Raw genomic sequence first — 14,128 nt, 5'->3', positions numbered from 1 at the left:
CTACGCCTGCTTGGAAAACGCCTCCAGCGTTTCCCACTTTGCCACAGCTCCGGCGACGGGATAAATTCGTATTCACAAACGTGCGGGTTTTGGGGGCAGGTCAGGTTGGGCGCTCCAAGTGTCCAATGCATTACTTCTACTCTTCACCTGATGGTCGATCCTTTTTCAAATGTAAGTTGACTCTGACTTCATCATTTCTCTTTGCGATATAAGGTATATTCTTGTGGGCGAAATATAACTTGGAAACCGCTTTTCAGATGACTTACTTACCTATTGCGCGGGTTGCGGAAAGGAGGTAGAACTTCTCGGACTTGCAGTGGGATAGCAAAAGGAGATGCTTAGACCACTACAATCGTCACGTCGAATACGATTTGGTCGAGACAGTCAGATCAGGGACCTACCAACTTCTCGACTGTCTTGCGGAATGGCAGATCTTTTACGAAAACGGTGCTGCTATTTCAAAACGAAGCCCAGACGGTGGGACCATACTAAGCTAGGCCGCCCGCGAACCCAGTGCTCTATCCCAGAGTTTGCCTAAGGCCGCCGATCCTTCAATTGGGATTCTGAGCCAGGGCTGCGTTATTAGCGCCACTGAGCATTCGCGCGAACAATACGCGAACAATACGCATCCCAATTTGCCCTAGGAAGTCCTAAAATCCACCGAACATAAAAGCTTTATTGTGAAGCACATCCGCTGATCCGATCCACTTAACTGAATTGTCCGGCAGCCCTGAAAAGGCCGGCGTCGGCGGTCGATCCCGTCTCTGGGCACCACCTTATAATCAATCACTTACAGCGATTTTCTTGAAACTGCAATAGATCTGCAAGAGGGGAACTCTACTCTGCAGGTATGTCCGCACTTAACGTCCGCTCCCTCCAAACCAAGACCCAAACCGTATCCGTATACACCCGCCACACATCGGATTGCTCGAAGAAGGATGACCCTCACTGGAAGCGTTGCGAGTGCGTCAAGTACATCTACCTATTAATTAAGGGACGGGAAGAACAAGACGATCTCGGCAAAGACACGTTCCTGGACTAAGGCAGAGGAGCAGGCACGGGAGATCAGGGACAGTTGGGACCCGGTCAAGCAAAAGCTCAGAGAGTTGGAAGAGCTTCAGCAAGCTCGGGAGGTGGGAGAGGTCACCATCACTTACGCCCTCGACCGTTGGTTCACCACTGTCAAAAGTGAGAGCGACTCTGAAAACGAGCATACCCATAGTAAATACCAGACTGCGGCGAAGCAGATCGGAAAGCACGGGAGAAGGCATTCGCCGCTGTATTCGGCCCTCTGCACGGGAAATGCAACACCCCTAAAGAGGTTGCAGACCTTATCAGTGACAACTTTTACATTGGACCGGTTCCTGACCCAGCCTTTTACGGTGTAGGCGGGGCGATGCATGTGCAGCCCACAAGCAAAGATTCCACCGCATCGGGCACCGGCCAGTCCGACCCGACGAAAGGTCCGAAGGTGAATTTTGCAAAAGATTGCAAGAACGTTTGGGTATTCTGGCACTTTTAGCGCTTCCCGCACCTTTTAGAATCTGTAAGTTGAACAAAATTATCGTTTACCCGAACCTGAATCTACTGACCGAGCCGACGCGCCATAGTCGCAAGCAGCTTAGGGCGCCCCGCCGGCCGCGTCCATGGGCACTCCGCAATGCATATCCCGCAAGAAGCCGCTTCCGCAAAATAGGGGATGCATTTATCAAGTCAACGTGCCAACGCTCGACACCGCGCACCATCTGCTTTTGCGGGACAATGGCGCCGGGCGGACATGAGGTCGTGCAGACCTGGCAGGTCGCGCAGAACTCGTCGGCTCCAAAGCAATCACTACCAGTAGCGACGAGTGGCATGTCGATGGTAACTCCCGCAAGACGGACGCCGGATCCGAAGTAGCGACTGATCAGCGACCCATGCTTGCCGAGCTCTCCCAGTCCTGAGGCGGTGGAATTAGCGCGAGAGCACTGGCCGAAGGGCCCGGGTATGGGTTAGCGTGATACCCCTGAGAGAGGATCCAGTTCACCAACGCATAGGAAGAGCGGGTCTCTTTCGCATACTGATCTCCCACATCGCAGACACCTACGCCGTTTGTCTCGTCGGATGGGACTTCCTTGAGGCGTTCGTAGTTGTGAGCGGGGCGAGCACGACAACCCAAGGCTCGTCGATCGTATAGCCCTCGAAGACATAGAGAGGATCCATGGCCGTAACACCGACGCCGTCCGCCTCGTGGGCTATGATTAGACTACGTCTACGCAGTGAATCGAGCAAATGGCGATTCAGCACCCTTCCTCACCCTCAGGTTTCAGGATCACAGGAAATGTCTATTCAAATGAGTGGTTTCTTTCAGCCCTAGGCCGAGTTGGCCACGGACTCACGCTTCCCATGTCGCGATCCGATCAACATAGGCTGAACGCACCCAGGGCAGATTGTGGCTGCCGAGAAACAAACGTAGCAGCGGCTGGACGCTCTTAAGCTCATTACAGAACACTGAGCGCTTGTGAAGCAGAAGCGCAGCCGCAGAACCCAAGTCCCGTTTTGTACAACGTTCAATTTCGCACTTTCACATAATCTCCGGCGAAGTCTGACCCCGATACTCGCGAACTCCGTCAAAACGATAAAGACCAGTCGGTCCACCCATCCACAGATAGCCATCGGTCGTCTGCGCAAACGCGTGAACCGCGTTTGGAGCATCCTCCTTAGCTGTCCAACTCGTGTGTGCCAACTGCGCAATTGTTCGATCGCTTGGATGGCAAACGCAGGTGCGCAGATGAGGATAACGAACAACCCGATTTGCAAAAACCCCAAATCGTGACCTGAAGAGTTCATTCGTTTCGACTGACGCCCACGAGCCCAAAAGGACTCACAATAGCGGGAAGTGTCACCTCGCTCGTCGCTAAGTTTGTTACGTTCGGGCTCTAAATTTACGTGCACCACTCGACCCGTCAATCTCCACGTCCAAGCCGCAGGCTTTTTCGCACCGTTAGGCGGTGGTTGGTCTGTATTCGTTAGCGCTGGAAGCACAGCCCAGCAATACGTGCCAGCTTGTTGGCTAGGACCACAACGACGTTCGTTCTACACGAATTTCTTATCGGCTCACAAGGTTATTTCTCGGCCACCGCTGGCGAAAACGCATCAACCAAGGAGATTACCTTCATTTGAGATTTGAGATCCGCAAGTGTGGCCTTGCTGGTGACATGGATCGTCTGTTTCTCTCCCGGCAGGAGATCAAGATAATTATCTGAGAATTGAGCCTCTAACTCACCAAAAGAGACATAGGCGCTGCGAGCCAGTACCGCTGAGCTTAAGATCACATCATATCCATCTCCGGACTGCGAGATTTCGGCGGCAATGGCAGCAGGGGGAAGTTTAATCTGCTTGGAAGGCACGAAGTAGACTGTGTTTGTCGAGACCTCTTGTCCGCCTACCGTGACGTCCGCGACTCCGACAAGACCGGACCAATCGGGAGCGGTGGTGCCGGACAACTGAACGAGCGGTATTTGTTGATAGACCTTTGAGGCAAGCGGGTCGATTTTTACAGCCTCGCTTGTCTCTTTGATCACTTTACCCGAGAAATCCATGATCCGAAGACGGAGTGTGCCGTCCATCCGAGCAGTTTTGTCGGACACGATATAGATAGACAATGTGCCGCTGTCGACATGGGGTGAAACCAGGACAGGAGCATAAAACCTGCGCGTGTAATATTGCAGAGCCTTCCATCGTCCGTAGTAGTCGATGCTTGCCCAGGAGGCGACGGGCCAGCAATCATTCAACTGCCAAAAAAGTGAGCCCATAGTCTCGGGTCTCTTTCTACGGAAACTCTCCGCGCCGACCTTGATGGCCTCTGCCTGGAGCACCTGGCTGGCATAGAGAAACGAGGCGAAGTCCTTCGGCTCCCCGAAGTAACGCTTCATGTACTCCTGAATGAGCCTGTTGCCGTCTCCATTTTTCTGGTGGGCCTTCATCACTGGGGTGAAGATACTTGTCCGGTCTTCCGGCAGAGTGAAAGACTCGATCGTCTTCATCTCAGGAAAGGACTGGAAACCATATTCGGAGACGAATCGCCAGGGGCGCTTCTCGTAATCGGTAAAATCAGCCCCACCGTGCCAGACGCTCCAATCGTGGTTATCGCCGCTCTGATAGGTATCAGTAAGTTCCTCGTAGTCAGCGCTCGGCGTGCTCGGCCAATAGGGGATCTCTGAATCCAGTCTCGCTTCGGTTCGCGCAAGAATGCCGCTGAACTCGGTCAGATAGTCCTCCCAGATTCGCTCGTGGACCTTCGGAGGAAGTTGGCCGTTGCCGTTCCATTCTCTGAGATCCTCGGTTTCGTTGTTACCATCCCAGAGAACGATGCTTGGATGATTCCGAAGACGAGTTATTTGATACTCAGCTTCGCGCTCGATATTTTGCTTGAAGTCGTAGGTGCCAGGCTGCCAGTTATTCCCAAACATGAGATCGTGGAAGACCATTAATCCGAGCTCATCGCATATGTCGTAGAACTCCTCTGTTTCGTAGTACCCTCCCCCCCACAGCCGGACCATGTTCATGTTTGCGTCTTTGGCCGACTGGAGGATGTGCCGATATTTTTCGTTGGTAACGTGGTTCGGAAAGCTATCGAAGGGGATCACATCCGCACCCTTTGCGAAGACAGGAATTCCGTTGATCACAAACTCGAAGGAACGTCCCCACTTATCCAACTCTCTCCGTAGAACGACAGACCTTAGCCCCGTCTTTGCATCCTTGGCATCAAGCTCATGCCCATCTTCTTTGACGGAGATATGGAAGTGATAGATGGGTTGAGCACCGTAACCTGACGGAAACCAGAGTTGGGGATGCGCGATATCGATAGGGAAGGATATTTTATTGCTTCCCGGACCAAGCGTTACGACACGATCGATGTGGAGCTGTTCCGATCCGATTCCGTATGTCAAGCTCACGGTAGCTTTCGTCTCCTTTGAGGCAAGCACCTCTACATGGAGGTCGAGATTTGCCGAAACAGAAGTCACATCGCTTTGCTCGACGAAGATATCTTTGATGCGTGCACTATCCCATACATCCAGATACGCCGGACGAAAGACGCCGCTCGTTCCGAACCGCGGGCCCCAGTCCCATCCGAACTCGTAAACCGCCTTGCGAATATATCCCTTCGGATCCGTATGCGTTCGAGAGTGCCAAGGATCCTTCTCGGCGACGGCTTCCGCTGCTTTCATCGGAGCCGGGAATACAATCCTCAGGTCGTTCGCACCTTCATGAAGACGGTCCTTAACATCGAATCTCCACTGTCGAAACATATTGTCAGGCGAGCCAATCCGCTGCCCGTTGAGAAAGATCGTGCAAGCCGTGTCCAGCCCATCAAATACCAGCTCCACGTTCTCACGAGCAAGAGCCGCTTTCGTCGCGTCGATCGAGGTACGGTACTCCCATCCAGCCTTCTCGATCCACTGAAGCTTCGCTTCGTTGTCCCGATAAAACGGGTCAGGTATCTTGCCACTCGTGAGCAGGTCCAGATGCACATCGCCCGGTACCGTCGCAGGAAACCATCCTCCCTCCAGAACGGGAGGTGTCGCGCTTTGGCTCTCAGCCATCCCATCATCGGGAAGCTGTCGTACAGTCCATGCAGACTTGAGAGGGAGGCGTTCGAGGTGGCTCACACCGGCAGCCAGAGAAGTGAGAGGAGCAGCAATGGCACACACGAACAACCAACGAAACATCCGACCGAGACCCATGAATTTCCCTTCGTTACGAATAGCCAAACCCGCGGCAGAGAGCCTTCGCGGGGAGTAAAACAGCTCCAATGGATAGCTGCGTCAAGAGATCAGAATACGATTACAGGACCAGCACCCGATTGGGATGCTGATCCTGTAATCAAGCCAACTGTCGTTACTGCAACTTTAGGATCGTGCTTTCGGCAGCTCCGAGACTGATCGGGAGGCTTCCGGCTGCAGAAGATGTTTTGCCAGACCAGAGATCCGTAACGGAGTAAGCAGTGGAACTGTTTAGACCGGCACGTCCCAGGTCGACTGTAGTACTGAGTGGATTGTTGATGTCGTAGTTGAAGACGGCGACGTAGTAGACGCTGCCTTGTTGTGCGACGAGTACATTGACTGGAGTGGTTCCAGTGTTGCCTTCTACCGGCCGGAAGTTCAAGCCGAGAGCCGGCAGTCCATTGATGCTGGGGTTGGTAAGCCACTTTTGAACGAGCGGCGGCGAGCCTGCATCGGTCACGTCGTCACCATTCAGCATGAAGCCGGCGACCGCACCCGACGTGACCCGACTCTTGTTCTCGTTGGCGGTAAACGGAACAGCAGTCGTAGAGCCGGAGGGAGTCTCAGTTCCTTCGAGCAGCATCTCGTCCGGATCATTCCAGTTATAGATCCTACCGGCCATCCACCAACCGTAGCTGGCCGAAGCCATCTCTCGCTTGGTATCTTCGATCGATCCATAGGTGTCGCCCGCAACCCTGCGCGTATGGGCGTATTGATACGGGAACAGCGGGGCGATCGACTCGTCGATGAGCATCGATGTGCCTACATCGGTGTAAAGGCGCTTCATCGCCTGGCTATATGCCTGCGTACCCGTATGGATCGTTGTGTCATAGAACGCTCCGTTATTCGAGCCCCCTTCGAGCGCTCCGTGAATCAGGAAGTCAAGCTTGATGTAGTCAAACCCAATCGTCTTGAACTTATTGATGTAGTAGTCGATCCGCTGCTGGGTGCCCGGATGCGTCGGATCGGCGCCCCACGCACTATCGATAGCTCCCGCGGGGGTTCCGTTCGAATACTTCATGACGATGTCACCGAACTTATAGTTTGGTGCCCCATCGACGGCCGTCGTTAGATCTGTCCAGTTCCAGATGATGAACGGGGTCCAGTAGATCCCGGCCTTCTGACCCTGGCTGTGTGCGTGCGTGACGAAGCTCTGCAGTTCGCTGTCCGACAGATTGGTCCAGTAGTTATCGAGGTTAATGTAGACGACGCCGTTGTTGTTGTAGTTCGGCAGCTGCGTGTGGAAGTAATCCTCTACAGCGGTCGCGTTGGCATAGCTCAGGTTGCTTTGAATCTTGCCCCAGCTATTCCATCCCATCGGAGACGGACCGGTCCATGCAAGCATCGGCGCGTACTGCGCGTTCGTATTGGCAAAGTCTTCCATCCCATTACGCCAATCGTCGTAGTAACCCACCATCACCACAGGAGACAAGATCTTTGCACCGGCTATTGCACCGTGAGGCAGTTGATCCTCAGTGCTGTTGGCCCCGCCATACGCCCAGAGGAAGTCCAACTTGTTCGCGTTGCCCGTGAACTGGATACCGGTCTTCCATGTGTCGTGAGTTATCGAGCCAATGACCAGGCCATTACGGCTGGTGTTGTCATAGAAAGCCCCGACTTCGGAGCCAGTGTCGGACAAGCCGTTCGGCGTCTCGGCGTTGTAGTTGTAGTAGGCATTGTTGTCGTAAGGGACAATCAGGAAACGCGGGTCTGTGTAACTCCCCAGGTCAACTGCCCCCGCCTGATTGACCAACAGAGGCGACATCTCATTGCTACCTGCACTCGCACCATCAAGTTCGATCTGGACGGTGAAGTGATTGGCGCTCATGATGAATCGCTGGATCATGGTGGGCGACCCGTCGGATGCCGTCAGAGTAATATCCGTTTCGCCATTCGTGCCATTCGATGCGGTGCGGGTATACGAGGATGAGGTGCTTCGATACAGCGTGGAACCGCTGTAGGCCTCGCTGTAGAAGCCTGCGATCTTATTCTGACCACCGCTGGCAAACGTAGCGAGCCCAGTGCTCAGATCGTAGGTGATCAGGTTTTGTCCATTGGACATCGTTACAGGCTGCGGTGAAGAGGGTGCACCCGTATTTGCAGCATTGACCGCGATATAAACGATATCGGGCGACCAGGTCTGAGCATTTGTGACCGTGATGGTGTTTGCGCTTCCTGCATTCAACGCAACGACCGTTGACACCGGCGGCGTCGAAACATACCAGTTGTTTCCATAGAGAGGTACGTTATTGGCAGCGCCTCCGTTTGCCGAGACCTGATAAGTTTGCGTTCCACCACCCTCGCAACCAACGAGCGTAACGATATAGTTACCGGCGACAGGAGCATACACATTATTGAACGTAACTCCATTGCCATAGCCCATGCCACCCACCTTAAGGCCATTAAGGCAACCAGGACAGCTTGCGACTGCTGCCCCTCCATTAATTCTGTTTTGCGGATCCCACGCCTGATAGACGCAAGTACTGCTGGTACATGCTGCAGGCTCTACATAGGACAGCCCCTTGGAAAGAGTGGCAGTGCCGTCCGCCGGGGAAGTCACCGCGACGTCTACAGCCCCGACGGTGGCATTCGCGGGCGCCGTCACGGTAAATTGGTTGGCGCTTTGGAATGAGATCGGAGGTGCAGCTACGCCACCGAAGGTGACGGTGGTATCCGGTGTAAAGTTTGTCCCATTGATGACGACCTGACCGCCAGTGATCGGAAGCTGAGCCGGAGCAATAGAAGCTACGGTCGGAATCGTCGCGGCATTTGCAGGACTCAGCGCAATCGAGACGACGTCAGGAGAGTAATCGTCAGCATTACCGAGCTCAATGGTATTGTTGCCACCTGCTGCGAGTTCGACCGTGATAGAGACCGGAGCCGCTGGCGCATCCCAATTATTCCCGACGAGCGGAACTGTGAGAGGAGTTCCGCCATTCACTATGACTTGATAGTTTTGAGTTCCTGCACCTTCACAGCCTGTGATCGTAACGGTGTAGTTCCCAGCAGCTGGGGCGTACACATTATTAAAGATGACATCGCTCCCGTTCCCGAGGCTTCCAACTTTGACCCCCTGTGCGCATCCAGTGCACGTCCCGACTGCCGCATTGCCTACCAGCGTGTTTCCACCATCAGCAGCTTGATAGGTGCATGGCAGCGCGTTGCACTGGATGTAGGTAAGTCCTTTTGAGAGGGTCGCCATTCCGTTAGAAGAGCTAACCCCTACGTCGACCGTTCCCCCCGACTTGACTGCTGGCGCAGTTGCTGTCATCTGCGTCGAACTTTGAAGGGTTGCCGCTGTGGCTGCAATTCCTCCGAAAGTGACCGCCGTGCTGGATGTGAAGTTAGTGCCGACAAGTACAACCTGGCCACCTGACAGAAGAACCTGATTTGGCGCGACCGATGTCAGAGTAGGAGCGCTGCTATTGGAAGCGTTGACTGTGACTGAAACAACGTCAGGAGACCAATCCGTATCGTTGCCCAACTGAATGGTGTTTCCGCCACCAGCTTTGAGCGGTACGGTGATCGACACCGGGGCCGCATCTGCGAACCAATTGTTTCCTGAGAGAGGAACACTGATGGCGCTACCGCCGTTGACCAGCACCTTATAGGTTTGGGTCCCCGCGCCCTCACAGCCTATGATGCTGAGGGTGTAGTTGCCATCCGCAGGAGCATACACGTTATTGATGATGACCCAGCCGCCGAAACCCAGACTTCCTACTTTTTGTCCGTTGGTGCACCCGGCACACGTTGTGGGTGCTGCAGTGCCGAGGAACGTGTTCTCCGAACTTACTGCCTGATATGTGCATGGCAGAGTCGAACAGTCACCTGGTTTTACGGGGGGTGGAGGTACGGTGTAAGTCAAAGCTTTCGGCAAGGTGACCGATCCGCCAGGTGCGCTGAGTGCAACATCTACAGTTGCCACTGAAGAGACAACAGGTGTAATTGCAGTAATCAGAGTTGAACTTTGGAAGTATATTTTTTGGGCAGCAGCTCCGCCAAATGAGACGTTCATATCTGGCGTGAAATGGGTGCCTGAAAATACGACCTGCCCTCCAGTTGTGTACGCGGTGTTCGGTGTCATAGAAGAAACCGTCATCGCTGATGGAGCGACCGAACCGCCACTGCAACCTGTAAGGGAAGTGATGGCCAGAATCGTAAGCAAGCAAAGGCTAACGCACAGACGGCGTTGCCAGGTATCTCCCGATATGCGCATTTCTGTTACCTGTTTGCGAACCATGGCAGTCTCCTCTAATTCGGTCAAGACTTACAGCGTTGTGAAACGGTGCGGATTACAGATCCGGTTGAAGGTTGGCGAATGCCGCACCCGCATACAGACGCGGCATCAGGTCACGTAACTCCCGATAAGAGAGCAGCTCTCACCAGGTCACTTTGAATGTGAGTTGGACATCGCGCGGTTGATTACTTTGTCCAGAGGCTTTTACGATCTGACCAAATGTTCCGTCTGATGGACTGTTATCGTAGTTCGCCGAAAAGACAGGATGGTTCGGCAGATTGAATGCATCAACCCTGAACTGCGCACGCAGGCGCTCGTAGATGTCGAAGTTTTTCGACAGACTGGCGTCCACATCGTTAGAACCTGGGTTGCGGACTCCTGTGTAGTTCACATTCGGCTGGATCCCGTAAGTTGTCGGGATAGAGATGAGGTTATATGAGCCTCCGCAGCTACTGCCGCCGCTTCCTATGGCTTCAAGAGCGTAGCTCCCATTCCCCTGTCGTTCCCACTGGGCCACGCATGAAGTATTTACACCGGTAATAGTCGTGGGTGTAACCTTGCGGTCGATTTGAACATTCCCGAAGAGGTCCGTTTTGCCATTCAGCTGCCATGGCATACCTGTCTGCCAACTGACGATCGTCGACATCTCCCACCCTCCGATTGCAGCATCGACCAGGCGGTTGACGTGACCGAGGAACTGACGTCCTCGTCCCACGGGCAGAAGCCAGTAACCTGAGAATGTGATACGGTGGGCAAAGTCAGCGCTGTCGATGTGACGGGAAAGGACACGGTAAGTTGTGTCAGTAAATCCGCCTGCATCCATAAACTTCGACCAAGTCCAGGTGCCGTGTAGGGTGAATGATTGGCTGACACGCTGCGTAGCGGTCAACTGCAAAGAGTTGTACCAGGCCTTGCCGCCATTGATGTCGTACTCAGTAATATCCCCAAAGGCCGGGAAGGATCTGGTGAAGTTTATGGCTTGGATGACCGGATTTGTGTAATAGTTGGAACCCTGAAACGCTGCAACTCCCTGAAACGGGTTTGTAACCAAAGAATTTGCGTCGTTGTCGCAAACGTCGGGATTACCTCCGAGTTCCGGGTTGCACTGAGCATAAGCAGCCGTAGAGATACGATTGATATTGTCACTGGTCCCTAGTTTTCGGGTCCGAGTTCCTACATAATTCAACTCCACGACGCTACCCTTGTTGAACTGTTGCTGAATTCCAACGACATACTGGTAGGTCTTAGGCGTTCTGAAAAATGGATTGAGATAGAAGGGTGATTGACCCAGTCCTGTCAGATAGCCCAGCGAAGAGCCTGTGGGCTGAGTGACGCTTGGGAAGGGATTGGGAGCAGCTCCACCAACGCCTAGATTTTGAGTCGGTGTCTTATTGTTGTCGTTTGAGGCGTTATATTGAGTTGTCGACGAGAAGCCTAGTTGGTTCGGCCCGGGATTTGGATTCAGGAAAAAGACTCCGAACCCACCATGTACAACAGTTTTGTCTACCGGGGAATATGAGAAACCAAGACGCGGCTGCAGGTTGGTCTTTACGAGAGCATTGAACGCTCTTGGATTACCATTTACACCGACGAACTCTAGGCCGCCCATCACCGGCCCATTCAAATACGGAGAGCTTACCTGGGATGTGATCGGGTTAGTGACATTCTGGTTGAACTCGTAGTCGACTCGATTGTGACGCTCCACGACACTGCCGTTGAGGTCATACCGGAAGCCAAGGTTCAGCGTGAGCTTTGGCAATACCTTCCAGTCATCCTGAATAAATGGCGCATAGTAGTGTTGGGAATAGAACGCTAATGGATTTATCTGTACGCCTGAACCTGAGGAAACAGCGGTACCGAGCAGAAATGACGCGACGCTATTTCCGCTGGCGACGTCTCCGTTCTGGTAATCCCGCTGCGTCCAGGTACGATCGTTGTTGAGAGTGGTGCCTCCGCGGATGTTTCTCCAGGACCACTGAAGAATGCGCCAGTCAAACCCGGCACGAATAGTATGCTTGCCGCGAACGTAGGTCACGCTCGGCAATAGAGCCAAGGAATCACCCACTGTAAACTCACCGCCCGTATTTCCAATTGAAGTGAATTCATTATTATTGAAATTAGTCTGCGGAAGAGAATGCCCAAATATGCCAAGCGATGAGATGAAGCTGCTCGACAGTCCCAACTGACTGAGATCGTAGCCAAGTGGTCCTGAGTTCAATTCATTGCCGCGGACAATCACCGAAGCCTTAAAGTCCGCAACTAGATTGGGAGTTATGGTGTGCACCCAGTCCGGCGAAAACGTATTGACGCGCTCAGCATGAGGAAACTCGCCATTGGCTCCAACTCCTGGGATTCCGGTTTGGTTTTGGGTCTCTGACCTCTCCCACCAGCCATACCGTATGCTCACGCGGTCATTCGAACCGATTACCTGGTCGACCTTGATAAGTGCGTTGCGATAGGTATCTCTTACAGAAGTATCTGCGGCATAGTTGTTGACATAGGAGTTTTGTTGAGCGTTAGGCTTAGCGTTTGGGGTCGGGTACAAAGAGAGAATTGCTTTAGCAAATGGGCTAATGCGACTCTGTGGAATGATGTTCCCAGGAAACGGATCGCGTGTTCCGTCGCTGTGAAGCGTCAAAGGATCGTAGATAATGAGGGGCTTTTGCGAACTCGAGGGCTTATCAAAGTAGGTCAGATTGCTGAAATCACCGTTTAGCCAAGCCGGATCGGGAACACTGTCGAGAGCGGTACCAGGAAAAACTTCCTTCCAATTCTCGAACTGGGCGACAAAGAATGTTTTATCGCGGCCGTTATAGAGGTGGGGAATGACAAGGGGACCATCCAGCTGCGCGCCATACTGGTCTCGGGTGTGCGCAGCCTTAGGAAGGCCGGCGAAGTCGTTGGACCAGAGATTGGCATCAAGCCATCCTCTGCGCGCAAACTCGTAGACGCTTCCATGCAGTTGATTTGTACCCGACTTCAAGGTTATGTCGAGTGCTCCACCTTGAAGGCGTCCGTAAGCAGCGTCAAGGGGGACGGTGACTACTTTAAACTCCTGCGTTGACTGAATTGGAGCGATATATCCTATTTGTGAGTTTGTTCCGTTATATGCATCACCATGGGCGGCCTCGTTGGAGACGCCATCAAGTAAAAGTAGGTTTTCAGCTGCTTGCGCGCCGTTGATCGACAGATCTGCCACTGAATTATCGAACGGCCGCGTATACAAGACGTTCCCGCCGTAGTAGGTGCCAGCGCTCAATTGGGCAAGCTGTCCCAAGTCTCCTCCGTTGAGCGGCAGCTCGTTGACACGTTCGTTTTCAACCACCTCACCCACGTCCGCTTTACTGCGATCCAACTGTTCGCCGCTGACACTGACCGTCAAGTCGACAGAGCCAATCTTGAGTGCAAAGTCTAGACTTACCGTTTGGCTCACCTGCAGAGTAATGTCTGTCTTCGTCTCAAGGTCGAATCCAGGAGCCGCCACGCTCACCTTATACAATCCTGGCTTTAGATAGGGGACGGTATAGTCGCCGTCACCGGTAGTGGTCGTAGAGCTGGCAACATTAGTCGCCTGGTTCAAAACAGTGACCTTCGCCTTCGGCACGGCAGCGCCGGTCGAGTCTGTCACTCTCCCCGTAAACTGTTGCGCGCTCAAAACGGCGGGCAACATCAGGATGGCTAAGCAGACACTCCAGAGTCTTATGAATTTCATTGATTCCTCTCGAACTGGCCTTTGATAAATCTGTTGGGTGCGTGAAGAGCTCTGGACGCACTACTTCGCTGTCGCCTGGAACGACGAGCTATTTCAATTCTTTCTTCGCGTTGGAACCCTACCGGATCAGGGCCATCGTACTCGTGGGACAAAAATCATACGTTGCTTACTCCGTGCTTCTCTGTTTAGGAGTCTTGAATGTGTGCGGCCGAAAAAGCCGGGAGACCGCAGGCATTCATTTCGTCCAAAGATAGATTTATTAATCGCAAGTGAGGCTATTTCGTTATCGTTACCGCTGTCAAGTATTTTTTTTTATTCCCATAAAATTCTTGACTCTGTATCGACGGAGTGGCCTCTTTATTCCTCTATTCGTGCCATTTAAAACAGGATCCTGTCAACATTCTTTTGGAGAGG

The 14,128-nt window shown here is 53.2% G+C and carries 3 protein-coding genes; all 3 read right to left on the bottom strand.

Annotated features, from left to right (window positions below; translation table 11 throughout):
- Positions 1–3,104: 3,104 nt before the first annotated feature.
- Positions 3,105–5,726 (bottom strand): glycoside hydrolase family 2 protein, encoded by a 2,622-nt coding sequence (locus tag GSQ94_RS02065; protein WP_254063549.1) that lies wholly within the window; start codon positions 5,724–5,726, stop codon positions 3,105–3,107.
- Positions 5,727–5,880: 154 nt separating this feature from the next.
- Positions 5,881–9,849, bottom strand: coding sequence for an IPT/TIG domain-containing protein (locus GSQ94_RS02060; protein WP_158941667.1), 3,969 nt, complete (start codon positions 9,847–9,849; stop codon positions 5,881–5,883).
- A gap of 295 nt (positions 9,850–10,144) precedes the next feature.
- Entirely contained in the window at positions 10,145–13,714 is a 3,570-nt protein-coding gene (locus GSQ94_RS02055) for a carboxypeptidase regulatory-like domain-containing protein (protein ID WP_158941666.1), read from the bottom strand.
- Positions 13,715–14,128 lie beyond the last annotated feature (414 nt).

The sequence above is a fragment of the Granulicella sp. S190 genome (genome assembly GCF_009766095.1).
Lineage (GTDB): Bacteria > Acidobacteriota > Terriglobia > Terriglobales > Acidobacteriaceae > Edaphobacter.
Note: the sequence above shows the minus strand (reverse complement) of the source record. Positions and strands in the feature narration are given on the sequence as shown.